This window comes from Nonomuraea sp. NPDC047529, assembly GCF_040642995.1.
GTDB lineage: Bacteria > Actinomycetota > Actinomycetes > Streptosporangiales > Streptosporangiaceae > Nonomuraea.
Map to the genome: position 1 here is coordinate 205,407 of NZ_JBEYTJ010000006.1, position 25,083 is coordinate 230,489.

Genomic DNA, 25,083 nt, shown 5'->3' on the forward strand with positions numbered 1-25,083 from the left:
GGGGCGCGCTTTACACCGATGGTCAATAAGATCGTCGCTGTTGCGAAGATCCGGCGATCGGGAGCACGATGAGCGACCCCGGCGGTTTCGGCCCCCTGGAGATGGACGAGCACGAGCGGATCGGTCCCTACCGGATCGTGGGCCGGATGGGCGCGGGCGGCATGGGCGTCGTCTACGCGGGGGTCGCGCCCGACGGGGCCCGGGTCGCGGTCAAGGTCATCCATCCGGGGCTGGCCGCCGACCCGCACTTCCACGACCGGTTCGTCCGTGAGGTGGAGGTGCTGTCGCGGGTGCGCGGGCGGTGCACGGTCGCGGTCCTGTCCGCCGACACCGCCGCCTCGCCGCCGTGGCTGGCCACCGAGTTCGTGCCCGGCCAGACGCTGACCGATCACGTACGCGACCACGGGCCGCTGCCGCCGGACGAGCTGGGCGCGTTCGGGGTGGACATCGCCGAGGCGCTCACCGACATCCACCGGGCCGGGATCGTCCACCGCGACCTCAAGCCCGGCAACGTGATCGTGGCCGCGTCCGGGGCGAAGGTGCTGGACTTCGGCATCGCGCGGGCCCTCGACGAGAGCGGGCTGACCGGCACCGGCGCGCTCATCGGCTCGCCCGGCTGGATCAGCCCCGAGCAGTACCGGGGTGACCAGGCCGACGCCGCCGCCGACGTCTTCGCCTGGGGCGCGCTGATGGTCTACGCCGCGACCGGGCGGCCGCCGTTCGGGATCGGGGCGCCGGACGTGCTCGCCTACCGGGTCATGAGCGTCGATCCCGACCTGTCCGAGGTGCCCGAGGGCGTGCGCGACCTGGTCCGTGGGGCGCTCGCCAAGGACCGGGCGGCGCGTCCGGGGTCCGGCGACCTGCTCGCCGCACTCCGCTCGGGGTCGGGCACCGTCCTTCTGCCGCGGCCGCCGTCCGGCACGCTCAGTCTGACGCCGCCGCCACCTCCGCCCGGCACGCTCTCCCTGACGCCGCCGCCCCCGTCCGGGAGGCGGGCGCCGCTGTGGCCGGTGGCGGTCGCCGCCGTGGCGGTCGTCGCGGTCGTGGGGGTCGGCGCGGCGTTCGCGCTGAACGCGGCCGGGACGCCGGAGGCGCTGCAGTCCCCGGACGACGGCCCCACCACCTCCTCCTACACCGACCCGCCCGCCACCTCCGCCGACCCGGACCCGACGGACACCCCCGAGGAGAGCGAGACCCCCGAGGAGACCCACACCCCGGAGGACACCCCGACCGAGACCGGCACCCCGGAGGAGACCCCCGAGAAGACGCCCGAGGACACGCCCACCACGCACAGGCCCCGCGCGCTGCCGTGCGCGTCCTCGGGCTCGATCCTGCGCGAGGCCGCCGCGCTGAACGGCGGCAGCCTCCCCCAGGACGCCGTGGTCGCCCGCAAACGCTGCGTCGGCTCCTGGGTCGCCGCGGAGCTCAGCTCGCCGAGCGTCGGCGGCATCGACCTCATCGCCCGGCGGAACGCCACACGGTTCCTCGACGCCGACATCGGCAGCAACTTCTGCTCCCAGCAGGACCGCCCGGCGTTGCTGGCGAACGCCCCCGCCTCGATCAAGAGCTTCCTGTGCCCCCAGGGCTTCGGCTGACCCCGCCCGCGTGCCGTCCCCGCCCGCCGCAGTTCGAGCCAGCCGTCGGAGGCCGGTCCGGAGCAGCTTCGGCCACCTCCAGGGAGAGTTCGGGTTCGTCGGCACGATCGGGGCCGGGCGGCGGGTCCGGATCTGTGGTGCGGCTCGTGGTGCGTTGACAGGACGTCATTCGCCGGACGGCAGCGGGATGCGCACCGACACCAGCGTCCCCTCGCCGGGCGCGGCCTCGACGTCGGCGCTGCCGCCCACCGCGCGGGCGCTCTCCCGGATGGACCGGGCGATGCCGAGGCCGGTCGTGGGCGCGTCCGGGTCGAAGCCGCTGCCGTGGTCGAGCACGCTCAGCGCCAGCGTCCCGGACCGGCACTCCGCCCGCACCACGGCGTGCCGCACGCCCGCGTGCTTGCGCACGTTCGTCAGCGCCTCGCGCAGGATGCCGCTCAGCGCCTCGACGACCTCGGCGGGCATGCCCTCGCGTTCCGGCGCGGAACGCAGCCGTCCCGCGTTGAACTCCACCCGCAGCCCGCTGCCGACGGCCTGCCGCACCACCTCCTCCAGGGCGGCCACGACGTCCTCGGCCGGATCACCGTCGTCGCCGCGCAGGAAGGCGCGCAGCCACTGCGACTCCTCCGCCACCCGCGCCCTGACCGAGGCGTCGGCGATCCAGCCGTCGCGGGTCAGCGCCTCCATGGTCTGCAGGATCCGGTCGTGCAGCACGCGGGCCGTCCGGCCGCGCTCGCGCTCCTGCGACAGCTGCGCCGAGCGGCGCAGCTCCCCGGCCCTGGCCTCGTCCAGGTCGCGGGCGGTCCTGAACAGGATGCGCATGACGTACGCGGCCATCGTGGCGTTCGTCGTCAGCCCGGCGACGTGCGGCAGGCCGGCCCACCACGCCAGATCCGCCTGGACGTAACCGAGGACCAGCGCGCCGCCCAGCGCCGCCGTCCACGCCAGCACGACCGGGAACGTGCGGAAGGAGATCCCGGCCATGATGCCGACGAGCAGCACGTACGGCAGGACCGTGCCCGGCCAGCCGTCGGTCACCCGCGAGCCCGCGTAGTGACCGGCGGCCAGCACCGCCACGGTCACCAGGCCCAGGTCCGCGGCGAGCAGCGCGCGCGGCGCGAGCGCGGCGCGGACGGTCGTGACCACGCACACCAGCAGGCTGACGGCCCCCATCGCGCCCAGCAGGTACGGCAGCGGCCCAAGCGTCAGCCACCGCCCGTCGCCCAGGACCTCCAGCGACCCGCACAGCACCAGCGCGCCCACCCGGACGACCACCATGGTGATGGCCCGGCTGCGCTCGATGCCGGCGACCGCCGTCCCCGGCGGGCGCGGGGGGCTCACGGCCGGTCGCGGCGTTCGAGCCGGTTGAGCGCCGCGCGCGTGAGCTCGGCCTTGTTGCCGACCTGGAGCTTGGCCCTGATGCGCTCGACGTAGGTGTCGACCGTGGCCTTGCTGACACCCATCCGGCGGCCCACCTGGGCGTGGGTGAAGCCCTGGGCGATGTAGGACAGGGTCTCCTCCTCCCGGGCCGACAGCCGGGGCCTCGCCTCGGCGTCCTCGGCGCCGCCGTCCCCGGCGGGCGGGCGGGTGGTGTCGTCCAGCTCGCTCTGCAGGATGTCGGCCAGGCCCGCCGACAGGTAGAAGCCGCCCGCGGCCACCGTGCGCACGGCGGCGACGATGAGCTCGGAGGGGGCGTCCTTGGTGACGTAGCCGTTGGCTCCGCCGCGGATCGCCGCCAGCACGTCGGCGGGCCGTCCCGAGGCCGACACGATGAGGACCCGCGTGACGGCGGCCAGCTCCTTGACCGCGGCCAGGCACGGCCGGTCCTCGGCCAGGTAGAGGTCGAGGATCAGCACGTCGTACCCGGCGTCGAAGCCGCGCAGGTCCCCGACGGACGAGCCCCGCAGCACCACCTTCAGGTCCTCGTGCCGGTGAAGGAGGTACTCCAGCCCATGGCGGATCAGCTCGTGGTCGTCGATCACGGCGATCCGGATCATGTCTTGCTCCGCGGCAGGCTGCGAACGTGGTGACATGTCAACAACGGTGAGCAGAGGTGCACGGAACCAGCAAGTCCCGCAAAACCACTACAAATTCGTAGTGTAGATCACGAATCGTGTGGTGCACGGGCCTTCCGGCGGTAGCCGTCGGTGGCCCTGACGAGCTCGTGCAGGGTGCCCGGTTCGGCGCCGCCGTGGCCGGCGTCCTCGACGATCCGCAGCTCGGCCTCCGGCCAGGCGCGGTGCAGCTCCCAGGCGGCGTCGGGCGGCGTCTTCATGTCGTAGCGGCCGTTGACGATGACGCAGGGGACGTGCCGGATCGCCGCCACGTCGAGCAGCTCGCCCTCCTCCAGGAAGCAGCGCCGGGTGAAGTAGTGCGCCTCGATCCGGGCGAAGCCCAGCACCTCCCGGTCCTCCAGGGGCGGGGGAGGGACGGGCAGCAGCGTGTTGGCCGCCAGCTCCCACGCCGCCCACGCCCGCGCCGCCGGCAGGTGCACCTCCGGGTCCGGGTCGAACAGGCGGCGGTGGTAGGCGGCGAGCAGGTCGTCCCGCTCGGGCTCCGGGATCGCGTCGCGGAAGGCCGTCCACTCCGCGGGGAACAGCCGGGCCGCCCCCGAACCGGTGAACGCCCACTCCTCGTCGGCCGCGCTCGCCAGGTAGACGCCGCGCAGCACCAGTTCGGTCACCCGGCCGGGGTGCCGGCGCGCGTACGCCAGGGCCAGGGTCGTCCCCCACGAGCCGCCGAACACCTGCCAGCGGTCGATCCCGAGCCGCCGTCTGAGCAGCTCCATGTCCGCGACCAGGTGCCAGGTCGTGTTGGCCGCCAGCGACACGCCGGGGTCGCCCGCGTGCGGGCGGCTGCGTCCGCAGTTGCGCTGGTCGAACAGGACGATCCGGTAGGCGGCCGGGTCGAAGAAGCGGCGCTGCACCGGCAGCAGGCCGCCGCCGGGGCCGCCGTGGAGGACGACGACCGGCTTGCCGTCGGGGTTGCCGCAGGTCTCCCAGTAGATCTCGGCGCCGTCGCCGACGTCGAGCAGGCCGCTCTCGTAGGGCTCGACGGGCGGGTAGAACGTCATCAGCGTCATGGCTACCAGACCTACTCGCCCGGGACGCCCGGCGCGCGGCGGATCTACGGCGTGATGGTGGCGAGTTCGGTGAGGGTGCGGCGGACCAGGCGGGTGGCCAGGATCGGCTTGAAGCCGTTGTGCCGCAGCGGGCGGGCGTCGGCCAGGGCCAGGCTCGCGGCCCGCTCGAAGGAGGCCGCGTCCGCCGGCGCTCCTTCCAGCAGGTCCTCGGCCGCGCGGGCGCGCCACGGCTTGTGCGCCACCCCACCGAGCGCGACCCGGGCGAACACGATCCGGCCGTCCTCGACGTGCAGCAGCAGCGCCGTGCTCACCAGCGCGAACGCGAACCCGGCCCGGTCCCTGACCTTGGCGTACGTCCCGTGTCCCGGCGGCGCGGGCGGCAGGTCCACGCTGGTGACCAGTTCGCCGTCCCGCAGCACGGTCTCCACCTGCGGCGTCAGGCCGGGCAGGACGTGGAAGCCGGTGAACGGGACGCTCCGCTCCCCTTCGGGCCCCGTCAGGTTGACGGTCGCGTCGAGGACGGCCAGCGCCACGCACATGTCCGACGGGTGGACGGCCACGCAGCTCGGGCTCGCCCCCAGGACGGCGTGCGCGCGGTTGAAGCCCTCCAGCGCGTCGCAGCCCGCGCCGGGCGTGCGCTTGTTGCAGGCGGCGCCGGTGTCGTAGAAGTAGCGGCAGCGCGTACGTTGCAGCAGGTTGCCGCCGACGGTCGCCCGGTTGCGCAGCTGCGGCGAGGCGCCCGCCAGGATGGCGCGGGCGAGCACCGGATACCGCCGCCGCACCCGCGCGTCGGCGGCCACCTGGGTGTTGCCGGCCAGCGCGCCGAGCCGCAGGCCGCCGCCGGGCAGGTCCTCGACGGCCGACAGCGGCAGGCCCGAGATGTCCACGACCCGGGCCGGGCGCTCGACCTCCTCCCGCAGGAGGTCGACCAGGTTCGTCCCGCCGGCCAGGTAACGGGCCGGGCCGTCGTCCGAGGCCATCGCGACGGCCTCCGCCACGCTCGCCGCCCGCAGGTAGACGAACTCCCTCACGTCGCGGCCACCTCCCTGACGGCGGCGGCGATGTGGTGGTACGTCCCGCACCGGCACACGTTGCCCGCCATGCGCTCGCCGAGCTCGGCGTCGGTCAGCTCGCCCGGGGGAGCGGTCAGGTCGGGCGTCGCGGCGCTGGGCACGCCGTCCCGGAGCTCGGCCAGCAGGCCGACGGCCGAGCAGACCTGGCCGGGCGTGCAGTATCCGCACTGTAGGGCGTCGTGCCGGACGAACGCCTCCTGCACCCGCGCCCCCAGCTCGTCGTCGGCCAGGCCCTCGACGGTGACGATCTCCATCCCCACGCACTGGACGGCGAGCAGCAGGCACGCGTAGACCCGCAGGCCGTCGGCCAGGACGGTGCACGTGCCGCAGGCTCCCTGGTCGCAGCCCTTCTTCGTGCCGGTCAGGCGGAGGTGGTCGCGCAGGAAGTCGAGCAGTGACACGCGCGGGTCCGCCGGCGGCTCGTGCGGCTGCCCGTTGACGTGCAGCCGGAGCGGGGCACGGCCGTCCATCCCATCCCTCCGACCGTACGGACTGTGGTGATCACCGTAACCCGGGCCGGGTGGGGCGGCGGGGGTCTCTGACCTGGTCGAGGGGCAAAACGGTACCGAACATTGCCGAATACAGATGGGGGGTATAGGTTTGCGCGGGTTGAGATGTGGCTGTTCGAGGTAGAAGGTAGCAAATGTCGGAATCTATGAGGCACGGTCGGCACGACTCCGGTCACCACGACCCCCACCCCCACGACCAGGACGCTGCCCCCGACCCCCACCCCCACACCGCCGCCCCCGGCGACCACGCCCACCACGCCCACCACGCCCACCACGCCCACCACGAGGACTCCGCCCACGGCGACCACGCGCAGCATGACGGCGGAGGCCACGGGCACACGATGCAGGCGACCTGGGGGGTGGCCGCCTCCGCGACGCTGCACTGCCTCACCGGGTGCGCCATCGGCGAGGTGCTCGGCATGGTGATCGCCACCGCTCTGGGCTGGCACAACCTGCCCAGCGTCGTCCTGGCCATCGTCCTGGCGTTCTTCTTCGGTTACGCGCTCACCCTGCGCGGGCTGTTCAGGGCCGGCGTGGACTGGCGCAACGCGCTGCGCCTCGCCCTGGCCGCCGACACGCTGTCCATCCTCGTCATGGAGATCGTCGACAACGGAGTCATGCTGATCATCCCGGGCGCGATGGACGCCGGGCTCGCGTCCGTCCTGTTCTGGGCGGCCCTGGCGATCTCGCTGGTGGTGGCGTTCCTCGTCACGACCCCGATCAACAAGTGGATCATCGGACGCGGCAAGGGCCACGCCGTCGTCCACGCCTACCACCACTGATCCACCACTGATCCACCGCTGATCCAGCGCTGACCCGGCGCGCCACCGGTCCCGCCGGTGGCGCGCCGCCCGCTCACCCCTTGGCGCGCACGGTCTGCACGATCCGTCCCAGCACCACGGCGTCCGGCCCGTCCACCAGAATCTGCCGCACCGTGGTGGCGTTCAGCTCCGGCACGTGATGCGTGCCCAGCGCCCGGTAGTGATCGGCCACCTCGTCCCGGCCGGACCGGGGCCGGATCCACGGCACCGCCGGATGCCCCTCGTCGTCGTCATGCCCCCAGTCTTCCGGCGCGCCCGTATGCCGTCGATTACTCCGCAGGTCATGCGATCCGTACACGACCGGAGGTGGCTCCCGCGCCTGCCGGGCGATCATCGGGCGGATTCCAAAGGAATCCTTGACATCGGTCGCCGGGGTGGCGGAACATTCCAAGCATGTCTTTGGAATCCTCGGGGCGGCGGCTGGTCCTCAACGATCCGGCCGCGATGCGGGCGTTCGCCCATCCGGTCCGGCTGGCGTTGCACGAGCTGCTGCTGCGGGCGGGGGCCACCACCGCCGCCGACGCCGCCCGCGAGGTCGGCATCAGCCAGGCGCTGGCCTCCTACCACCTGCGGCAATTGGCCAAGTACGGCCTGGTGGAGCAGGCCGAGGCGCGCGACGAGCGGGAGCGGCCCTGGAAGGTCACCGTCAGCGTCCAGGTGTGGGACGACGACGTGGCGGGGGCGGAGCAGTCGGCCGCCCGGAGCCTGCTGGAGCAGGTCATGGCCGAGCGGGCGTTGTCGCGGCTGGTGGAATGGCAGCAGGCGCGGCGCGACGAGGAGGAGCCCTGGCGGGGCGTCGGCGGCATCGGCAACAGCTACCTCTACGTCACTCCGGCGGAGGTCACGGCGCTCAGCGACGCCGTCGCGGACCTGCTGCGGCCGTTGATGGCCCGCGTGGACGACACGGCGGCCCGCCCCGAAGGAGCCCGGCCCGTGCTGATGACCCAACTGCTGATCCCCCTCGCTCCGACGGCCTCCGGTGACTGAGCGCCGCAGCCTCACCGGGGCGGCCGACCAAGCGGGCGAAAGACCCGGCCCGCAGCCGCTTGCCGACCGCGCCGGTGAACGGCCTGCCACTGAGCCGCTTGCCGACCGTGCCGGTGGGCGGCCCGTCGCGGAGCCGTCGGGGCGGGATGGTGGGGTGCGGGCGCTGGTAGGTGGAGGGCGTGGGTTCGGGCGGTTGCTGGTCGCGTCCGTCGTGTCCCAGACGGGCGACTGGGTGATCAGCACCGGGCTGGCGTTCCACGTCTACCGCCTGACGGGCTCCACCTTGTCCACCGCGATCATGCTGCTGGTCTCCCGGATGCCCCACGTCCTGCTCGGGTCCGTCGCCGGCGTGCTGGCCGACCGCTGGGACCGCCGCCGGTTGCTGGTCGTCACCGACGTGCTGCTCGGGCTGGGGCTGCTGCCCCTGCTGGCGGTACGCGACCCGGCCCAGGTCTGGATCGTCTACGCGGTCGCCCTGTGGACCGGCGTGCTCGGCACCCTGCTCGCCCCTGCGCAACGGGCGCTCGTCCCGCAGCTCGTGCCCGCCTCCGGGCTCGTCCGGGCCAACGCCCTGCACGGCCAGAGCGGCCAGCTCGCCCGCCTGCTCGGCGCGATGCTGGGCGGCGTAGCCGTCACGGTGGGTGGGCTGCCCGCGATCGTCCTGCTCGACGCGGCCAGCTTCATGATCTCCGCGGCACTGCAGGCGACCCTGCGTGTCCCGGCCCGGCCGCCGTCCGGCACGCGGGCGCCGTCCGTCCGCGCCCAGTGGGCCTCCGGGCTGCGGCTGGCCATGGGGAACGCCGGTATCCGGCTGCTGGTCGCGTACATGGTGATCACGGGGCTGGGTGAAGGGATCTTCGCCACGCTCGCCGCCCCCTTCGTGGCGGACGTCCTGGGCGGCCAGGGCGACGCGTACGGCCTGTTCCTGTCGGTGCAGGCGGTCGGCGGCCTGGCCGGCGCGCTGGCCGTGGCCTTACCCCGGCGCGACCCGGCGCCGCGCACGCTCCTCGGCTGGGGGACGGTCGCGTTCGGGCTGCTGGACCTCGCGCTGTTCGCCTACCCCCTCGCGCTGGACGCGTTGTGGCCCGCCCTGCTGCTGATCGCGCTGGCCGGGCTGCCCGCGGCGGCCGCGATGGCCGGGTTCACGACGCTGGCCCAGACGGCCACCACCGACGATCGCCGGGGCGGCGTCATCGGGCTGCTCGGCAGTGCCCAGGCCGTCACCTCGCTGCTCGGCATGGCGGCGGCCGGGGTGCTGGGGGAGGTCGTGGGCATCGTCCCGGCGTTGTGCCTGCACGCCGCCGGGCTCGTCACCGCGGGCCTGCTCGTCCTGACCCGCCGCACGTCCACCTGACTCCGCCTTTCCGTCACCACCACCGAGCCCCCCCTTGCGTTCCATGACGTTTGTCATGTCGGTGTCTCTGACGCCTGGCACTACACCCGGCCCGGCCCCTCCCAGCAGGCTGTTCCCATGCTGAGAATCAAGGACGGCGGCCCCCGACGGTCGCCGCGCCGGCCGCCGGGCGTTACCGTCGGGCCCTGTGACGGGTGACGCTGCGGTGCGGGAGCTGGAGTTCGTCCGGGGACGGGTGGCGGCGCGCGCCGGGTCGTGCGTGTGGCTGCTGCTGTTGGGGTGGCCGCTGTGGTCGTTCCTCTCCTCGCGCCCCGGCGTGCTCGCGGCGGTGTGGGTGGTCGCCGGCGTCGCGGTCTTCGCGGCGTGCTGGCTGCGGGTCATGTGGCGGGTGTTCAGCCCCCTGGGGGCGGCGACGCTGACCTGGCCGGTGGTGGGGCTGGTGGCCGCGGCGCTGGCGCTGCTGCCGGTGCTGCGGGCGCCGTGGGCCTACGTCGCGTTCGTGTACGTGGTCAGCGCCCTGTCGGCCTACCTCGGGCGGGGCGCCTTCGCCGCGTCGGCGGCGGTGACGATCGTCGTGGTGGTGGTCTCGCTGACGGCGTACGGGCGGCCGTTCGGGCAGGTCTGGTGGGTGCCCCTGGCGATCGTGGTCGAGGCGGTGACGGTGGCGAGCATCAAGCACCTGGGCGAGTTGGTCGCCCGGCTCGACGCGGCCCGCGCCCACGTCGCCCGGCTCGCCGTGGACAACGAACGCCTGCGCTTCGCCCGCGACCTGCACGACACGCTCGGCCACACGCTGACCTCGATCACCATCAGGAGCCAGCTCGCCGCCCGGCTGGCCCGTACCGACCCGGAACGGGCCGCCCGCGAGATGGCCGACGTGGAACGCGCCGCCCGCCAGGCGCTCGACGAGGTGCGCCACGCCGTGGCGGGCTGTCGTGTCCCCTCCTTGTCGGGTGAGCTGCGCGCGGCCGCTCACAGCCTGAACCTGGCCGGGATCCGGCTGGAGATCTCGCCCGCGGGCGGTCCCGTCCCGGCGGCCGCTGAGACGCTGCTCGCCTGGACCGTAAGGGAGGCCGCCACGAACGTCGTGCGCCACAGCCGCGCCCACCGCTGCCACATCGACCTCGGCGTGGACGGCCACACCGCCACCGTCGAGATCCGCGACGACGGCACAGCCACCACCCCCGCCCCCGAAGCCACCAGGGCTGAGGCTGCCGGGGCCGGCAGTGCCGGGCTTGCGGGGGCCGTCGGAGGCAATGGGCTGACCGGGCTCGCCGAGCGGATCGCCGCCGTCGGTGGTCGGTTGGAGGCCGGGCCGCTGCCCGGCGGCGGTTACCGTCTGCTCGCCCGAGTTCCCTTGGAGGGGCCGTGATCCGCGTCCTCATCGCCGACGACCAGGACCTCGTCCGGGGCGGCCTGGCCGCGTTGCTCGCCCTGGAGGACGGCATCGAGGTGGTGGCCGAGGTCGGCCGGGGCGACCTGGTCGAGCGAGCGGTGGCCGAGCACCGCCCCGACGTGGTCCTGCTCGACATCGAGATGCCCGGCATGTCCGGCCTGGAGGTCGCCGAACGGCTGCGCGGCCATCGGGTGGTCATCGTCACCACGTTCGGCAGGCCCGGCTATCTCAGCCGCGCCCTCGACGCGGGCGTGTGCGGGTTCGTCGTCAAGGACGCGCCGGTGGCCGAGCTGACCGCGGCCGTGCGCCGGGTGATGGCGGGGGAGACGGTGATCGACCCCAAGCTGGCGGTGTCCGCCCTGACCGTCGGGCCGAGCCCGCTCACCCAGCGCGAGGCCGAGGTGCTGCGGACCGCCTCCGGTGGCGCCACCGTGGCCGACATCGCCCGGACGCTGTTCCTCACCGAGGGCACCGTCCGCAACTACCTGTCCTCGGCGATCACCAAGACCGGCGCCCGCAACCGAGCCGAGGCCGTCCGCGTGGCCGAGTCCCGCGGCTGGCTCTGAATCCGCAACCCTCGGGAAACCTTTCAAGCGATCCCGCACCCCTCGGGAAACCCCGAACGTTCCCGCAACCCCTCAGAGGAGCTTCGCCATGCCCTCCGACGACTTCCGCCCGCCCGGACCGGAGTTGTTCGACTACCCCGCGCTGTGGGACGGCGCGCCGCTCTGGCTCACCAAGCCGGTGCTGCTGGCCGTCGCCGGCGTGCTCGTGGTGTGCGCGCTGGCCTGGGGCGCTTTCTCCCGGCCCAGGCTGGTGCCACGCGGCCTGCAGAACGCCGGCGAGTACGCCTACCTGTTCGTCCGCGACCAGATCGCCCGCCCCTCGCTGGGCGCGGACGCCGACCGCTGGATGCCGTTGCTGCTCACGCTCTTCCTGCTGATCCTGCTCTGGAACGTGATGGGCGTGATCCCGCTGCTCCAGTTCCCGGTCACCGCGCACGTCGCCTTCCCCTGGGTGCTGGCCGGCGCGGTCTACGTGCTCAAGCTCTACCTGGGCTTCCGGCACCAGGGCCTGGCCGGCTACCTCAGGAACGCCATGTTCCCCGAGGGCCTGCCCAAGGCCCTGGCGATCACCCTGTACGCGCCGCTCGAACTGTTCTACATCTTCGTCACCGCGCCGTTCACCCACGCCGTGCGGCTGTTCGCGAACATGTTCGCCGGGCACACGCTGCTGGCCTTCTTCAGCGCGGTCGGTTACTGGTTCCTGGTGGAGCGGCCGACCGTGGGCGGCGTGGCGGTGGGCGTGCTGGGCGTGTTCATGACGTGCCTGCTGACCGCGTTCGAGATCTTCGTCATGTTCCTGCAGGCGTACCTGTTCACCATGCTCACCGCCATGTACCTGGGCCAGTCCCTGCACCCCGAGCACTGACCGGGTCAGGCCGCGGGCGGCGCCAGGACCCGCCAGGCGGCCGGCCGCACGATCCAGGTACGCCGGTCCGCCACCTGCTCCAGCTCGCCGTCCACGCTGGCCGGGACGGGACCGCCCGCGACGGTGATCCGCCTGCCCCGGTAGGTGCGCACGTCGGGCCGGTCGGGGTGCTTGCCGCGGCGCAGGCCGGTGGCGAAGGCCAGCCGCGCCAGCGGTCCGGTGGCGTAGGACACCACCACGTCGGCGAGTCCGTCGTCGGGCCGGGCCGCCGGGGCCAGCGGGGTGCCGCCGCCGATCGTGGCGCCGTTCCCGACGCCGGCCATGAGCACGCGGCGGCGGCCGGTGCACACCTGGGCGCCGTCCACCCTGATCCGCAGCCGCCAGCCGCCCGTCCCCGCGCCGGCCAGCACCGCGCCCACCGCGTACGCGGCCCGGCTCAGCAGCGGTTTGAGCGGCGCGGCCCGCTCGGCGGCGTGCGCGCCCACGCCGAGGTGGGCCGCGTTGACCACGATCCCGCCGTCGTCGTCGATCAGCAGGTCGACGGGCCGCTCGTGCCCCGCCAGCACGACGCGGGCCGCCTCGGCCGGGTCGAGCGGGATGCCCAGGGTGCGGGCCAGGTCGTTGCCGGTGCCCATGGGGATCAGGCCGATCGGGCCGGCGTCCAGGCGACCGTGCTCCAGCAGCGCGGCGACCAGCGCGTGCACGCTCCCGTCGCCGCCCATCACCACCGGGACCCGGTCGTCGTGCGAGCGCGCGGCCTCCTCCGCGCCGCCGTCGCAGACCCGCACGTCGGCCTCCGTCCGCAGCAGCCGCAGCACCTCCCGGGTGCCGTCCTCGCCGACGCCGCCGGCCTGCCGGTTGCAGATCACCAGAAGTCTCACGGGTCCTCGCCTTCCCTTCCGCTGGGCGGATGGGTCTCTTCCCCAGGGGCCCGGCACAATTCCCCGCCGCCAGGGGCGTTCGTGGTGGAGCCGTGACGCTTCTATGGCGTTTCTAAGGTTCCCCGACGGTGGGGTGAAGGTCGTCGCGGTTGAGTTGCCCGCAGCGGGCCGGGCCACTGGGGACCGGCCGCCAGAAGGGCGACCGACATGAACGCACGAAAGACCGCGCTGGCCCTCGGGACGGCGGCGGCGCTGACGCTGACCGGCTCCGGAGCGCTGCCGGCCGCGGCGGCCGGCCCGTGTGCCCAGGTCTCGGCGACCTGCTCGCCCGCCGACGTGGCCAAGGCCCACGCGGGCGAGAGAATCGTGGACGTGCGGAAGGACCCCGCGGACGAGAAGAGCGGAGACGTGCGGAAGGACCCCGGCGACGGCAAGCCCGGCCGCGAGGATCGCCACCGGGACGGCAAGCCCGGCTGCGGCCCGGACAAGCCCGGAAAGCCCGACAAGCCCGGTAAGCCGGGAAAGGGGGACAAGAAGGACCGCGGCATCTCCCAGGAGGCGATCGCCAAGGCTCTCGCGGCCGAGCTGGGCGTCGCCCACGACCGCGCCCTGCGAGCCGTCAAGGAACTGGACGCGCTGTCGGAAGAGGGCCGGGTGGACCCGGGCTCGGCCGGGTTCCGCGCGGTGGCCGAGCACCTCGGCGTCACGCCGGACCGGCTGGAGCGGGCGCTGCGGAACGTCAAGCGTTCGCTGGCCGAGTCCGAGCCCGCATAAAGACCGTCATCGATCTTCCTCGGCCGGGGGTGCGGAGGGGAGAGTGGCACCATGCACGTCCTTGTTGCCGATGACGACGAGGCGGTCCGCCGCTCCCTGACCCACGCGCTCACCCGCGAGGGCTACGACGTCAGCGTCGCCGCCGACGGCCTGCGCGCGCTGGAGGCGGCGACCGGCGGCCGCCAGGACGCGGTCGTGCTGGACATCATGATGCCCGGCCTGGACGGCCTGGAGGTGTGCCGCCGCCTGCGGGCCGTCGGCGACCGCACCCCGATCCTCATGCCCACCGCCCGCGACCTGGTCGGCGACCGGGTCGCGGGGCTGGACGCGGGCGCCGACGACTACTTGGTCAAGCCGTTCGCGCTGGAGGAACTGCGGGCCCGGCTGCGCGCGCTGCTGCGTCGCAGCGCGCCCGCGCAGGGGCTGCTCCGCCACGCCGACCTGGAGCTGGACCCGGCCGCCTGCCGGGCCACGCGCGGCGGCCGCCCGCTCGACCTGACCAGGACCGAGTACACGCTGCTGAAGGTGTTCCTGCGCAACCCCGGCCGGGTGCTCAGCCGCGAGGTCATCTTCAACTCGGTCTGGGGGTACGACTTCGGGCCGTCCTCGAACGCGTTGTGGGTCTACATCAGCTATCTGCGGGCCAAGCTGGAGGCCGGAGGAGAGCCGCGGCTGATCCAGACCGTCCGCGGCCTGGGGTACGTGCTGCGGGAGGAGCCGTGAGGCTGCGTACCAGGGTCGCGCTGACGGTCGCCGCCGTGGTGGCCGCGGCGCTGGTGGCGGTCTCGCTGGTGGTCTACCCGGCGACCGCGGCGGGGCTCGCCGGGCAGCACGACGGCGAGCTGGTGCTGGCGGCCGGGCAGGCGCCGCGGCTGCTGGAGTCCCTGAAGACCGCCGACTCGCCGCTGCCGGCCACGCCGCTCCCGCTGGGCAACACGCTGCTGCAGTTCTGCCCCGACCCGCTGCTGACCGGCCCGACCAAGGGCTTCGTGCCGCTGGACGAGCAGGACGCGGCGGTCGCGTACGGCAAGCTGCCCCCCTATTTCCGGGACGTGACCTACGAGGGCGTGCGCTACCGGCTCTACACCGCGCCGCTCAACCTGGGCAAGGGCGTCCTGGTGCGGACGGCGTTCCCGCTGAACCTGGACGAGCAGACCCTGAACGGGCTGAAGCTGCTGCTGGCGGCGCTGACCCTGGGCGGCGCGCTGGTCGCGGCGGCGGGCGCGCGCTGGCTCGCCGGCCGGGCGTTGCGGCCCGTCGCCCGGCTGACGGCGGTGGTCGAGCGGGTCACCGCCACCGGCACCCTCACCGCCGACGGCCTGGACGGCATGGGCGCGGGACGGGACGAGGTGGCCCGCCTGGCCGGCTCGTTCACCACGATGACGCACGCGCTGCGCGAGTCGGTGCTGGCCCAGCGCCGCCTGGTCGCCGACGCCTCCCACGAGCTGCGCACGCCGCTGACCAGCCTCACCACGAACCTGGAACTGCTGGAGGAGGGACGCGGCACGGCCGACCCGCAGGCCCCGGCCCTGGTGCACGAGGCCCGCGTGCAGGCCGAGGAGCTGCGGGTGCTGGTCAACGACCTGGTCGAGCTGGCCAGGCACGGCGACGCCGAACTGCACCTGGAGGACGTGCGGCTCGACCTGGTGGCCGATCGCGTGCTGGCCAGGGCCGCGGCCCGCGCCCCGCACGTACGGCTGCGCGCCGAGCTGGCCGAGTGCCTGGTGACGGCCGACGCCGACGCGATCGAGCGGGCGGTCTCCAACCTGGTGGACAACGCGATCAAGTGGAGCCCGCCCGGGGGCGTGGTGCTCGTCCGGGTGGACGCGGCGGGCGTGTTGTCGGTGGCCGACCAGGGGCCCGGCATCGCGCCCGACGACCTGCCGTTCGTGTTCGACCGGTTCTACCGCGCCGAGTCGGCCCGTTCCCTGCCGGGTTCGGGGCTCGGCCTGGCCATCGTCCGGCAGATCGCCGAGGCGCACGCCGGATCGGTCCGCGCCGAGCCGCTGCGGCCCGGCGTACGGCTGGTCCTCGCGCTTCCGGCGGCCACCTGACACCCCGATGAGGGCGCGACCACGGACGCGGACTCCCGCACCCGCAGCCGCGCCGGTCCAGGAGGGGCCGGTCAGTGGGCTGCGGGCGCGGCCCCGGCGGCGGGCACCGCCGGCGCGGCGGGCGCGGCCGGGCGGGGCATCGGCCGTGGCGGCAGAGCCATCAGGACCAGGCCGAGCACCGCCCACACACCGAGCACCGTCAGCGGGACGGCCAGGGCGGCGCCGTCGAAGTAGACCACGCTGCGCACCAGTTCGAGCGCCGACCGGGTGGGCAGCACGTACCCGAGGGCGGCGTACCAGGGCTCGATGAACGCGGCGCCGAACGGGCCGCCGCTGGCCGGCAGGCCGATGGGGATGAACAGCACCGCCGCCGCGATCACGCCGCGCGGCCCGAAGCGGCGCATCAGCCCGTTCACCGCGACCGAGACCAGGAAGATCACCGCGCCGGAGACGGCCAGGAGCCCGAGCGGGGCGCCGGTGAGAGCGCCGAGCAGGCCGTCCACGACCCAGGTGAGCGCCAGGCCGCCGGTCACCGCGCCGAGCGCGAGCACCGCCAGGCGCAGCCCCCGGTTGAGCATCGGCTGCATGCGCATGGTGAGCACGGTCGTCGCCAGCGCCGTCAGCAGCAGGCCCAGCACGTAGAACATGCCGGACACGCCGGAGGAGTCGCCCTCGGCCAGCGGGCGCACGTCCTCGACGGCGAGCTGCCGTCCGGCGGCACGCTGCATCAGGGCGGTGAAGTGCGGGGCCGCGGTGTCGCCGCCGGCGCTCGCGACCAGCAGGCGGCCCTCGCCGCCCAGGTAGGCGGCCTCGACCTCGCGCCGGAGCACCGCCGTCCGCGCGGCCGCCGCGTCGGCGTACGGGCGCGTGTCGACGGCCCCGGCCGCGGCCTGCTCCAGCCGGGCGGCGTCGGGGCCCACCACGGCGAGCGGCACCCCGTGCGGAACCGGGTGGTGCAGCGCGCCGACGAACGAGCCGATGATCACGGCGCCGACGACCGCGGACACCAGGTAGGCGACCGCGACTCGAACAGCGGGATTCTTCATGACGCTCCTCAGTTCTCCACCTCGGCTCCGGTCCTGCGGGCGCCCGTACGACCGGCGCCGCCGCCCATACCCTGCCGGTTAGAGCGCGCGCTAAGTCAAGGCGTCGCTCTCGGATCTGGCCCGCGAATGTTCCAGGAAGTTGAACGTCATCACCACGAGCGCCAGCACGACCACGGACAGCAGCGCCGGCGCCTGCAACGCGATCGGGATGACGGCCAGGATGGCCACCGGCATGGCCAGCTGCGGCCCCGACCATCTGCCGAAGATGTGCCAGCGGGCGTAGCAGAACGTCGCGAAGTACAGGGCGCAGCCGCCGAACAGCAGCGCGGTCACGGGGGCGGTGAAGACCTGGCCGGGATGGGAGACGACCTCGGCCATGCCCACCGCCATCGCCATGATCGACCCGATGAAGGACAGGTGGCCGTAGGAGAAGACGCGCCGGATCAGGTCGGTGCGGATCACGGCCTCGTCCAGGGCCTTGGGCAGCGACTCGGCGGCGAAGATGAAGTACACCCACCACAGGGCGCAGGCCAGCACGAACGTCGCGGCGACCGCGGTGATCGAGCCGACGGCGAGCGGGCGCGCCGCCGACGCCTGCGCGCCGATGGCCAGGATCGGCTCGCCCATCGCGATGATCAGCAACAGGCCGAACCGCTCGGGTAAGTGATGGGGGTGGAAGGTGACGCGTACCAGGTGGCTGCGGGTGAGCACCGGCGCGGCCAGGTCGATGGCGGCGGCCGCGGCCCAGACCCACACCCGGGTGCCGCTGTCGAGCAGGCCCCCGGCCAGCAGCAGCGGCCCGGTCACGCACACCGAGAGCGTGAAGGGGTTGACCAGCTCGAACGGCCGCCCGCGGAAGTACAGGACGGCCAGCAGCGAGCGCTGGGCGAAGTAGGCGGCGCCGAACATCAGGCCGCGCTCCTCGTAGGCCAGGGGGGTGGCCAGCGCCATGAACAGGCCGCACAGGCTGAGCGCCAGGATGCCCAGCCGGTCGGGGGTGTTGTTGACGTCGCGGGTGTTGGCGTGCACCGCCATGCCCACCCAGGCCCAATACGTCGGCACCAGCACGACGACGGCCTGCCCGACGCTGCCCCAGCCGTGGCCGTGGTGGAGCAGGTCGGACAGCTGGGTGACGGCGAACACGAACACCAGGTCGAAGAAGAGCTCGACCCAGGTGACTTGCTTGTCTGCTTTCGGCTTCATCGAGCGGTGTGACTCCTCGTGCGTCGTACGGGTGCTCACGCGGGCAGCAGCGCGGGCTCGGCGCCGGCCGCGAGCCGCCAGCGCACGTCGAAGGCGTAGGCGGCCGAGGCCAGCGTGACGTGGTGGTGCCAGCCGTGGAAGGAACGGCCCTCGTAGTCGAACAGCCCGAAGCCGTCGGCCAGCTCGGCGATGGCGTGGGCGGCCCGCCAGCGGGACTTGGCCAGCGCGACCAGCTCCTGCGCCGGCGCGGACATGTTCGTCAGCCAGAACGTGCGCGGCCGGGGCCGGCCGAGCGGCCACTCGATCAGCAGCCGGCGCGAGCGCGCCTGCTCGTCGGAGACCGGCAGGAGGACGAACTGCGAGCGCAGCGACCGCCCCCGCGGCCCCTCCCACCAGGCCACCGTGCGCCGCTCCAGCCCGGCCGCGGCCTGCGCCGCCTCGGCCAGCGTGACGCGGGCCCGCGGGCCGCCCCCGCGCACCACGCTCATCGAGGCCTTGACCCGGTGTCGGGCGTCGACCTCGACCACGTAGTCCAGGCCCCGGTCCTCCAGGCCGCGCACCAGGTCGGCGGCGCCCCGGACGTGGGCGAAGTCGGCCACCAGCGGCGCGACGGGCGTGCCCCAGTCGAGCGTCAGGTCGTCGACCAGGTCGATCACGTGCTCGCCGAAGGGCCGGTGGCGCTCCTGGTCGGGCACGTGCGCCTTGGCCCGCCGGTCGTGGTCGGCCTCCCACGACTGCGGCAGGCACAGCCGCCAGTTGACCGGCACGGACGCCTCGCCGGAGTTCATCAGCACCGCCGCCCCCACCTGGCAGTTGACCGTACGGCCGAGGCCGCGCACGTACTGGCGCTCCACGCCCGCCGACCAGCGGCCGTGCTTGGCGAAGGCCACCTCCTCCACCAGCCATGCGGCCGGGGGCGCGCCGGCCGACAGCACGTCGGCGACGGTACGGCGGACCGGCCGCGGGTCCCAGCGGCTCTGGTTGACGAACTGCTGCAGCGACTGGCCGTTGTGCGGGCCGCCCACCTCGTCGGCGATGCGCTGGATGGACTTGCGTCCGCCCGCGTGCAGCAGGCCGAGCACGTAGGACTCCGCCGCGCTACGCTGGTCGGAGCGCGGCAGCGAGCCGAATATCGTCGCGAAGAATTCCGCGAACTCTTCGCGTTCGTTCACCGCGAGTTCTCTCATGACCGCCCCTCACCTGCATTAGAGAAGATCCGTAATGGCGAACGCGGTCAGGATCGCAGTTAAGTTCGAGTGCGCACAAGAGAGTAACACCAAGGTGGCAGCGGAGCTGTCCAGGCGTATTAAAGGGAGTACTCCGAGAGGCATCTCCGGAGTGCTCTTCGATAACCCGGTATTACGTCACATGCGGCCTCAGTCAGGCGTGCGGGTAATGGATCGGAGGCCCGATGAGTCTGGAGTGCACTCTTGCATCCGCCGGAATCATGTGATCATATGATGCGGGGATCTGCGCCGGTGACTGGGTAAGGCGACACACACTACGGGGGATGACCAGTGCAATGCAACATCCAGCCCACGGTTGTGATAGCCGAACGGATCGAAGCTCATAAGGCTGAGATCTTGGCACAGCTGTGCGGCGAAATTGAAGAATCAACTTCCGGTGCCGCTCCGGACGAGTGCACGGAGTTGGCGGAAGAGCTCCTCGACCTGATCGTGGCCCGGCTCAAGGCCGCTACGGAGCCTTCCGGCGGAGCCTTGACCGCGCTAATGGACGGCGGCCGCGCCGACGCGCGAGAATGGCGGCGAATTTCCCGCGACCTGCACGACCGGGTGGGCCACGAGATCAGCGTGGCGAGCCGGCAGCTGGAGCTCGCCGAAATCGGGCACGCACGTGGCAGGGGAAGTTTCCCGGTGCATGTGAGAGAAGCGAAGGCGGCGCTGCTCCGGGCTCACCAGGAAATCCGTGACGTCTTATCCGACCTGCGCGTTCATGCCCATTGGCCGGGAATGGAGCAAGCGCTTGTGCGGCTCATGACAACGGTCGTGGACCCTCGGCTGGAGCATCGGATCACCCTTATCGGCGATGTCGACGGCCTGCCTCCGCACATTCGGGACGAGTTATTCCTCATATTACGCGAAGCCATTACCAACAGCATCTCCCACGCGGGCGCCGACCTGCTCGAAGTGTGCGTCAAGATTGCGCACGACCGGATCACAGCAATTGTGCGTGACAACGGCCGGGGGTTCTCGGGCTGGCGCGCGAAACATGGGAACGGCCTGACCTCCATGCGCGAGCGCGGGGTCGCTCTGGGCGGCCTGGTGACGATAGAGAGCACCCCCGGGAAGGGCACCGAGGTCGTCTTCCGTGCCCCTGTCCGGGCTGTCCGGGACGAGCGGCCGAAGGAAACATCGGATGCAAAGAGAAGGCAGCATTGACGTCCTCATCGCCGACGACCACACGATCCTGCGGGAGACGCTCAAGCAGACGCTGGAGCTCGAACCCGACCTTCGTGTCGTCGCCACGGCGGGGGACGCGCGCGCGGCGGTGAAGTCGGCCGAGGCGCTGCGGCCGGACGTCGTGGTGCTCGACGTGGAGATGCCGGGGGACGGCGTCGTGCGCACCACCACGCACATCCACCGGGTCTCGCCCCGGTCCCGCGTCATCGTGCTGAGCATGTACGACGACCCGGTGCTCGTGCAGGAGCTCATCGCCCACGGCGTGCGCGGCTACCTGCTCAAGAGCGTCGGCCGGGAGGAACTGGTGCAGGCCATCCGCGGCGTCTGCGCGGACGCCGAGCGCGTGGTCCTGTCGGTGTCGCGGGAGAGCCTGATGATGTCCCGCCGGCCGCGCGCCGGCAAGCTCTCCGAGCGGGAGCTGAGCGTGCTGTCCCTGGCCGCCCAGGGCCTCAGCAACGCCCAGATCGGCACCCGGCTGATGATCGCCGAAGGCACGGTCAAGCGTCACCTGCGCAACATCTTCACCAAGCTCGACGCCACCTCCCGCCTCGACGCGGTGAACAAGGCCATGGCCGCCTCACTGCTGACGCTCTGACGCCTCCCTTCCGGGGGCCAGCCAGAGCGTCGCCAGCGGCGGCAGCAGCACCTCGGCGACCGCACCCCCCTCCGTGCACGTGACCGAGCCCAGGTTGCCGAGGTTCCCCCCGCCGTAACAGGCGGCGTCGGTGTTGAGCAGCTCGTGCCAGCGCCCGCCGGACGGCAGCGCCAGCCGGTGCCCGTGCCGCGGCACCGGCGACAGGTTGCTCACGCACACCAGCGGCGCCCCCTGCCGGTCCCAGCGGACGAAGGAGTAGACGCTGGAACCGGCGTCGTCGGCGTCGATCCAGGTGAACCCGTCGGGGGAGCAGTCCTGCCGCCACAGCGCGGGGGTGGCGGCGTAGTGCCGGTTCAGGTCCCTGACCAGGTCGCGCACGCCCTTGTGCCGGGGGTCGCGCAGCAGCGCCCAGTCCAGCTCGCGATCGTGGGACCACTCGCTGTGCTGCGCGAACTCCTGGCCCATGAACAGCAGCTTCTTGCCCGGATGCGCCCACATGAAGGCCAGGTACGCGCGCAGGTTCGCCAGCCGCTGCCACTCGTCGCCCGGCATCTTCCCGGCCAGCGACCCCTTGCCGTGCACCAGCTCGTCATGGCTGAGCGGCAGCAGGAAGTCCTCCGCGTACGCGTACGTCAACCCGAACGTCAGCGCGTGATGGTGGTACGGCCGGTGCACCGGGTCACGCCGCATGTAGCCGAGCGTGTCGTGCATCCAGCCCATGTTCCACTTGAAGTCGAACCCCAGCCCGCCGGCGGACGTCGGCCGGGTCACCCCCTCCCACGCCGTGGACTCCTCGGCGATCGTCAGCACGCCGGGGCAGAGCCGGTGGACGGTGTCGTTCAGCTCCCGCAGGAACGCGATCGCCTCCAGATGCTCCCTGCCGCCGTGGGCGTTGGGCCGCCAGGCGCCGTCCGGGCGGGAGTAGTCCAGGTACAACATCGAGGCGACGGCGTCCACGCGCAAAGCGTCGACGTGGAACTCCGCGCACCAGTACAGGGCGTTGGCGATGAGGAAGTTGCGCACCTCCGGGCGGCCGAGGTCGAAGGTGAGCGTGCCCCAGTCGGGGTGCTCGCCGCGCAGCGGGTCGGGGTGTTCGTACAGCGGGCCGCCGTCGAAGCGGGCCAGCGCCCAGTCGTCGCGGGGGAAGTGCGCGGGCACCCAGTCGAGTATCACCCCGATCCCGGCCAGGTGCAGCGCCTCGACCAGGGCGCGGAAGTCGTCCGGGGTGCCGTAGCGGGAGCTCGGCGCGTAGTAGGAGGAGATCTGGTAGCCCCACGAGCCGCCGAACGGGTGCTCGGCCACCGGCATGAGCTCCACGTGCGTGAAACCCAGGCCGCGCACGTACCCGGGGAGCTGCTCGGCCAGGTCGCGGTAGGTCAGGCCGCGCCGCCAGGAGCCGAGGTGCAGCTCGTACACGCTCATGGGCGCCTCGCGGGCCGGGCCGTCGCCGCGGGCCGCCAGCCACGCGCCGTCGCGCCAGCGGTGCCGGGAGGTGAACACCACCGACGCGGTGCGCGGCGGGTGCTCGGCCGCCAGGGCCAGCGGGTCGGCCTTGCGCCGGGTACGGCCGTCCGCGCCGGTGATCTCGTACATGTACCGGCAGCCGTCGCCGGCCCCCGGCACGAACAGCTCCCACAGGCCGCCGCCGGGCGCCCGGCGCAGCGCGTGCCCGGCGCCGTCCCAGCCGTTCAGGTCGCCCACGAGGCGCACCTCGCGCGCGCCCGGCGCCCACACGGCGAACGACACGCCCGCCACGCCGCCCACGGTGCGGGCGCGCCCGCCCAGCGCCCGCCACAGCTCCTCGTGCCTGCCCTCGCCGATGAGGTGCAGGTCCAGCTCGCCCAGCACGGACGGGCCCCCGCCGGTCAGCACGTCCATCACCTCTCCACCGTCAGGATGTGGGCGGGCTGCCGGGACGGGTCCAGCCGCACGTAGTTGCGCGCCCCCCACTGGTAGACCTCGCCGGTCAGCTCGTCGCGCACCCGGAAGGAGGGTCCGAGGCCGGGCAGGTCCAGCGTCACCGTGGCCTGCCGCACGTGGTGCGGGTCGAGGTTGACCACCACGATCACGGTGTCCTCCCCGGCCTGCTTGGCGAAGCACAGCACGGCGTCGTCGTCGGCGTGCTGGAAACGCAGGTTGCGCAGCAGGCGCAGGGCCGGATGGCGGCGCCGGACCCGGTTCAGCGCGGTCAGGAAGGGCGCCAGCGTGCCGTCCGCCGACCAGTCGCGCGGCCGGTACTGGTACTTCTCCGAGTCCTTGTACTCCTCGCTGCCCGGCGCGGCCGGCTCGCGCTCGCACAGCTCGAACCCGGCGTACACGCCCCAGGTGGGGGAGGCCGTCGCGGCCAGCGCGGCCCGCACCCGGAACGCGGCCGGCCCGCCCTCCTGGAGGTAGGCGTGCAGGATGTCGGGCGTGTTGACGAACAGGTTCGGCCGCATGTACGCCGCCGCCTCCCCGGCCAGCTCGCCCAGGTAGCTCTCCAGCTCCGGCTTGGCGTTGCGCCAGGTGAAGTAGGTGTAGGACTGCTGGAAGCCGACGGCGGCCAGCGTGTGCATGATCGCCGGGCGGGTGAACGCCTCGGCCAGGAAGAGCACGTCCGGGTCGGTGCGGTTGACCTCGGCGATCAGGCGTTCCCAGAAGAACACCGGCTTGGTGTGCGGGTTGTCCACCCGGAAGATCCGCACTCCGTGGCCCATCCAGTGCCGCAGCACCCGCAGCGACTCGGCCAGGATGCCGCCGGGGTCGGCGTCGAAGGAGACGGGGTAGATGTCCTGGTACTTCTTGGGCGGGTTCTCGGCGTAGGCGATGCTGCCGTCGGGCCGGTGCTCGAACCACCGCGGGTGCTCCCGTACCCACGGGTGGTCGGGCGAACACTGCAACGCGAAGTCCAGCGCCACCTCAAGGCCCAGCTCGCCGGCCCTGGCCACGAAGAAGTCGAAGTCGTCGATCGTCCCCAGGTCGGGGTGGACGGCGTCGTGCCCGCCCGCGGCCGAGCCGATCGCCCACGGCGAGCCGGGGTCGTGCGGCCCGGCGATCGGCGAGTTGCCCGGCCCCTTGCGGTTGGTCAGGCCGATCGGGTGGATCGGCGGCAGGTAGACGACGTCGAAGCCCATCGCGGCCACGGCGGGCAGCCGCGCGGCCGCGGTCCTGAAGGTGCCCGAGCGCGGCGGGTGACACCCCGTGGGGTCGACCACGGCGCCCTCGGAGCGGGGGAAGAACTCGTACCAGGCCCCGAACAGCGCCCGCTCGCGCTCCACCAGCAGCGGCAGCTCCTCCCCGACGGTCACGTGGTCGCGCAGCGGCCGGCGGGCCAGCGTCCGCAGCACCGGCTCGGCCAGCGCGATCGCCAGCCGCGCCTCGGGGTCCAGCTCGCCGTCGCGCAGCGTCGCGGCGGCCACCCGCAGCAGCCGGGCGTCGGCGGGCGGCACCTCGGGCTGGGCGGCGGCCCTGGTCAGCAGCCGGGCGCCGGCCTCCATCGTCACGGCCACGTCGATCGCGGCGGGGATCTTCACCTCGGCCACGTGCAGCCAGGTCGCGACCGGGTCGCTCCACGCCTCCACCCGGAACGTCCACTCGCCCTCCCGGTGCGCCGCCACCTCGGCCGCGTACCTGTCGGAGCCCTGGGACAGGGCCGCCATCGGGATCCAGGCGGCCTGCTTGCCGTCGGGATCGGTGAGCACGACGTTCGCGCCCACCACGCCGTGCCCCTCCCTGAACAGCGTCGCCGACACCTCGAACGGCTCGCCCGGCACCGCGCGCGCGGGCCGGCACCCGCCCGCCACGACGGGACGGACCCCCACGACGGGCACGCGGCCCGCGACGATCTCGGAGATCTCGGTCAGCACCAGCGTCTCAGTCATGT

The 25,083-nt window shown here is 73.3% G+C and carries 24 protein-coding genes; 12 read left to right on the forward strand and 12 right to left on the reverse strand.

The features are described 5' to 3' along the window. The first annotated feature begins 68 nt into the window (after nucleotides 1-68). The gene (locus ABZ815_RS12560; RefSeq protein WP_357697006.1) at nucleotides 69-1,595 is read left to right on the forward strand and encodes a serine/threonine-protein kinase; all 1,527 of its coding nucleotides are present in this window, start codon (nucleotides 69-71) and stop codon (nucleotides 1,593-1,595) included. A gap of 165 nt (nucleotides 1,596-1,760) precedes the next feature. On the opposite strand, the gene ABZ815_RS12565 is transcribed toward ABZ815_RS12560, so the two are convergent. The 5 genes from ABZ815_RS12565 to ABZ815_RS12585 all read right to left on the reverse strand — a co-directional run bounded on the left by ABZ815_RS12565 (nucleotide 1,761) and on the right by ABZ815_RS12585 (nucleotide 6,220). Further along, nucleotides 1,761-2,936, reverse strand: coding sequence for an ATP-binding protein (locus ABZ815_RS12565; RefSeq protein WP_357697008.1), 1,176 nt, complete (start codon nucleotides 2,934-2,936; stop codon nucleotides 1,761-1,763). Further along, entirely contained in the window at nucleotides 2,933-3,592 is a 660-nt protein-coding gene (locus ABZ815_RS12570) for a response regulator transcription factor (RefSeq protein WP_357697010.1), read from the reverse strand. Before ABZ815_RS12570 ends, ABZ815_RS12565 begins: the two co-directional genes overlap by 4 nt. A 107-nt stretch (nucleotides 3,593-3,699) precedes the next feature. Beyond that, nucleotides 3,700-4,671 (reverse strand): prolyl aminopeptidase, encoded by a 972-nt coding sequence (gene pip / locus ABZ815_RS12575; protein ID WP_357697234.1) that lies wholly within the window; start codon nucleotides 4,669-4,671, stop codon nucleotides 3,700-3,702. Between the two features lie 50 nt (nucleotides 4,672-4,721). Further along, nucleotides 4,722-5,708, reverse strand: a complete 987-nt coding sequence (locus tag ABZ815_RS12580; protein WP_357697011.1) for a xanthine dehydrogenase family protein subunit M — start codon at nucleotides 5,706-5,708, stop codon at nucleotides 4,722-4,724. Then, entirely contained in the window at nucleotides 5,705-6,220 is a 516-nt protein-coding gene (locus ABZ815_RS12585) for a 2Fe-2S iron-sulfur cluster-binding protein (protein WP_357697013.1), read from the reverse strand. The genes ABZ815_RS12580 and ABZ815_RS12585 overlap by 4 nt, the downstream gene beginning before the upstream one ends. Before the next feature lie 185 nt (nucleotides 6,221-6,405). On the opposite strand from ABZ815_RS12585, the gene ABZ815_RS12590 reads away from it, so the two are divergent. Continuing rightward, entirely contained in the window at nucleotides 6,406-7,041 is a 636-nt protein-coding gene (locus ABZ815_RS12590; RefSeq protein ID WP_357697015.1) for a DUF4396 domain-containing protein, read from the forward strand. A gap of 73 nt (nucleotides 7,042-7,114) precedes the next feature. Here ABZ815_RS12590 and ABZ815_RS12595 read toward each other — a convergent pair whose 3' ends face one another. Next, entirely contained in the window at nucleotides 7,115-7,414 is a 300-nt protein-coding gene (locus ABZ815_RS12595; protein ID WP_357697017.1) for a hypothetical protein, read from the reverse strand. 59 nt (nucleotides 7,415-7,473) lie between these two features. On the opposite strand from ABZ815_RS12595, the gene ABZ815_RS12600 reads away from it, so the two are divergent. The 5 genes from ABZ815_RS12600 (at nucleotide 7,474) to atpB (ending at nucleotide 12,248) form a co-directional block, all read left to right on the forward strand. After that, a complete protein-coding gene (locus tag ABZ815_RS12600) occupies nucleotides 7,474-8,067 on the forward strand; it encodes a helix-turn-helix domain-containing protein (protein WP_357697018.1) in 594 nt (197 codons plus the stop codon). 193 nt (nucleotides 8,068-8,260) lie between these two features. Next, nucleotides 8,261-9,421, forward strand: a complete 1,161-nt coding sequence (locus tag ABZ815_RS12605) for an MFS transporter (RefSeq protein ID WP_357697020.1) — start codon at nucleotides 8,261-8,263, stop codon at nucleotides 9,419-9,421. Nucleotides 9,422-9,608: 187 nt separating this feature from the next. Continuing rightward, a complete protein-coding gene (locus ABZ815_RS12610) occupies nucleotides 9,609-10,793 on the forward strand; it encodes a sensor histidine kinase (RefSeq protein WP_357697021.1) in 1,185 nt (394 codons plus the stop codon). Continuing rightward, nucleotides 10,790-11,383 carry a response regulator transcription factor gene (locus ABZ815_RS12615; protein WP_357697023.1) on the forward strand — a complete coding sequence of 198 codons (594 nt, stop codon included), beginning with the start codon at nucleotides 10,790-10,792 and terminating at the stop codon, nucleotides 11,381-11,383. The genes ABZ815_RS12610 and ABZ815_RS12615 overlap by 4 nt, the downstream gene beginning before the upstream one ends. 88 nt (nucleotides 11,384-11,471) lie before the next feature. After that, nucleotides 11,472-12,248: a F0F1 ATP synthase subunit A gene (gene atpB, locus ABZ815_RS12620; protein WP_357697025.1), complete on the forward strand. Its 777-nt coding sequence runs from the start codon at nucleotides 11,472-11,474 to the stop codon at nucleotides 12,246-12,248. 5 nt (nucleotides 12,249-12,253) lie between these two features. Here the strand turns inward: atpB and ABZ815_RS12625 are convergent, their stop codons facing one another. Continuing rightward, nucleotides 12,254-13,129: a diacylglycerol kinase family protein gene (locus ABZ815_RS12625; protein ID WP_357697027.1), complete on the reverse strand. Its 876-nt coding sequence runs from the start codon at nucleotides 13,127-13,129 to the stop codon at nucleotides 12,254-12,256. 207 nt (nucleotides 13,130-13,336) lie between these two features. Between ABZ815_RS12625 and ABZ815_RS12630 the strand changes: the two genes are divergently transcribed. Genes ABZ815_RS12630 through ABZ815_RS12640 form a run of 3 tightly spaced genes read left to right on the forward strand, consistent with a single transcriptional unit; the run spans nucleotide 13,337 to nucleotide 15,957 of the window. Further along, complete coding sequence (locus ABZ815_RS12630) at nucleotides 13,337-13,903, forward strand: hypothetical protein (RefSeq protein ID WP_357697028.1); 567 nt, start codon at nucleotides 13,337-13,339, stop codon at nucleotides 13,901-13,903. Between the two features lie 51 nt (nucleotides 13,904-13,954). Next, nucleotides 13,955-14,626: a response regulator transcription factor gene (locus ABZ815_RS12635; protein ID WP_357697031.1), complete on the forward strand. Its 672-nt coding sequence runs from the start codon at nucleotides 13,955-13,957 to the stop codon at nucleotides 14,624-14,626. Beyond that, nucleotides 14,623-15,957, forward strand: coding sequence for a HAMP domain-containing sensor histidine kinase (locus ABZ815_RS12640; protein WP_357697033.1), 1,335 nt, complete (start codon nucleotides 14,623-14,625; stop codon nucleotides 15,955-15,957). Before ABZ815_RS12635 ends, ABZ815_RS12640 begins: the two co-directional genes overlap by 4 nt. A 71-nt stretch (nucleotides 15,958-16,028) precedes the next feature. Here ABZ815_RS12640 and ABZ815_RS12645 read toward each other — a convergent pair whose 3' ends face one another. From ABZ815_RS12645 to ABZ815_RS12655, 3 genes are all read right to left on the reverse strand, one after another. Further along, nucleotides 16,029-17,003, reverse strand: a complete 975-nt coding sequence (locus ABZ815_RS12645) for a hypothetical protein (RefSeq protein WP_357697035.1) — start codon at nucleotides 17,001-17,003, stop codon at nucleotides 16,029-16,031. Nucleotides 17,004-17,093: 90 nt separating this feature from the next. After that, nucleotides 17,094-18,206, reverse strand: coding sequence for a low temperature requirement protein A (locus tag ABZ815_RS12650; protein ID WP_357697037.1), 1,113 nt, complete (start codon nucleotides 18,204-18,206; stop codon nucleotides 17,094-17,096). A 35-nt stretch (nucleotides 18,207-18,241) separates the two neighbouring features. Then, entirely contained in the window at nucleotides 18,242-19,393 is a 1,152-nt protein-coding gene (locus ABZ815_RS12655; RefSeq protein ID WP_357697039.1) for an IS701 family transposase, read from the reverse strand. 330 nt (nucleotides 19,394-19,723) lie between these two features. Between ABZ815_RS12655 and ABZ815_RS12660 the strand changes: the two genes are divergently transcribed. Together ABZ815_RS12660 and ABZ815_RS12665 are read left to right on the forward strand one after the other, a co-directional pair. Continuing rightward, the gene (locus tag ABZ815_RS12660; RefSeq protein WP_357697040.1) at nucleotides 19,724-20,605 is read left to right on the forward strand and encodes an ATP-binding protein; all 882 of its coding nucleotides are present in this window, start codon (nucleotides 19,724-19,726) and stop codon (nucleotides 20,603-20,605) included. Then, nucleotides 20,583-21,221: a response regulator transcription factor gene (locus ABZ815_RS12665; protein ID WP_357697043.1), complete on the forward strand. Its 639-nt coding sequence runs from the start codon at nucleotides 20,583-20,585 to the stop codon at nucleotides 21,219-21,221. Before ABZ815_RS12660 ends, ABZ815_RS12665 begins: the two co-directional genes overlap by 23 nt. Here the strand turns inward: ABZ815_RS12665 and glgB are convergent. Together glgB and ABZ815_RS12675 are read right to left on the reverse strand one after the other, a co-directional pair. Continuing rightward, nucleotides 21,204-23,099: a 1,4-alpha-glucan branching protein GlgB gene (gene glgB / locus ABZ815_RS12670; protein WP_357697046.1), complete on the reverse strand. Its 1,896-nt coding sequence runs from the start codon at nucleotides 23,097-23,099 to the stop codon at nucleotides 21,204-21,206. The two genes, ABZ815_RS12665 and glgB, sit on opposite strands and share 18 nt — an antisense overlap. Next, on the reverse strand, nucleotides 23,099-25,081 hold the full coding sequence (locus ABZ815_RS12675) for an alpha-1,4-glucan--maltose-1-phosphate maltosyltransferase (protein WP_357697049.1): 1,983 nt from the start codon (nucleotides 25,079-25,081) through the stop codon (nucleotides 23,099-23,101). Before ABZ815_RS12675 ends, glgB begins: the two co-directional genes overlap by 1 nt. Between the last annotated feature and the right edge of the window lie 2 nt (nucleotides 25,082-25,083).

Bases quoted from the DNA above. Each gene is read 5' to 3' on its own strand.
- ABZ815_RS12655 (WP_357697039.1), bottom strand. From the start codon at position 19,393: ATGAGAGAACTCGCGGTGAACGAACGCGAAGAGTTCGCGGAATTCTTC.
- ABZ815_RS12650 (WP_357697037.1), bottom strand. From the start codon at position 18,206: ATGAAGCCGAAAGCAGACAAGCAAGTCACCTGGGTCGAGCTCTTCTTC.
- ABZ815_RS12675 (WP_357697049.1), bottom strand. From the start codon at position 25,081: ATGACTGAGACGCTGGTGCTGACCGAGATCTCCGAGATCGTCGCGGGC.
- ABZ815_RS12630 (WP_357697028.1), top strand. From the start codon at position 13,337: ATGAACGCACGAAAGACCGCGCTGGCCCTCGGGACGGCGGCGGCGCTG.
- ABZ815_RS12585 (WP_357697013.1), bottom strand. From the start codon at position 6,220: ATGGACGGCCGTGCCCCGCTCCGGCTGCACGTCAACGGGCAGCCGCAC.
- atpB (WP_357697025.1), top strand. From the start codon at position 11,472: ATGCCCTCCGACGACTTCCGCCCGCCCGGACCGGAGTTGTTCGACTAC.
- ABZ815_RS12635 (WP_357697031.1), top strand. From the start codon at position 13,955: ATGCACGTCCTTGTTGCCGATGACGACGAGGCGGTCCGCCGCTCCCTG.
- ABZ815_RS12600 (WP_357697018.1), top strand. From the start codon at position 7,474: ATGTCTTTGGAATCCTCGGGGCGGCGGCTGGTCCTCAACGATCCGGCC.
- ABZ815_RS12665 (WP_357697043.1), top strand. From the start codon at position 20,583: ATGCAAAGAGAAGGCAGCATTGACGTCCTCATCGCCGACGACCACACG.
- ABZ815_RS12595 (WP_357697017.1), bottom strand. From the start codon at position 7,414: ATGATCGCCCGGCAGGCGCGGGAGCCACCTCCGGTCGTGTACGGATCG.
- ABZ815_RS12645 (WP_357697035.1), bottom strand. From the start codon at position 17,003: ATGAAGAATCCCGCTGTTCGAGTCGCGGTCGCCTACCTGGTGTCCGCG.
- ABZ815_RS12560 (WP_357697006.1), top strand. From the start codon at position 69: ATGAGCGACCCCGGCGGTTTCGGCCCCCTGGAGATGGACGAGCACGAG.
- ABZ815_RS12570 (WP_357697010.1), bottom strand. From the start codon at position 3,592: ATGATCCGGATCGCCGTGATCGACGACCACGAGCTGATCCGCCATGGG.
- ABZ815_RS12590 (WP_357697015.1), top strand. From the start codon at position 6,406: ATGAGGCACGGTCGGCACGACTCCGGTCACCACGACCCCCACCCCCAC.
- glgB (WP_357697046.1), bottom strand. From the start codon at position 23,099: ATGGACGTGCTGACCGGCGGGGGCCCGTCCGTGCTGGGCGAGCTGGAC.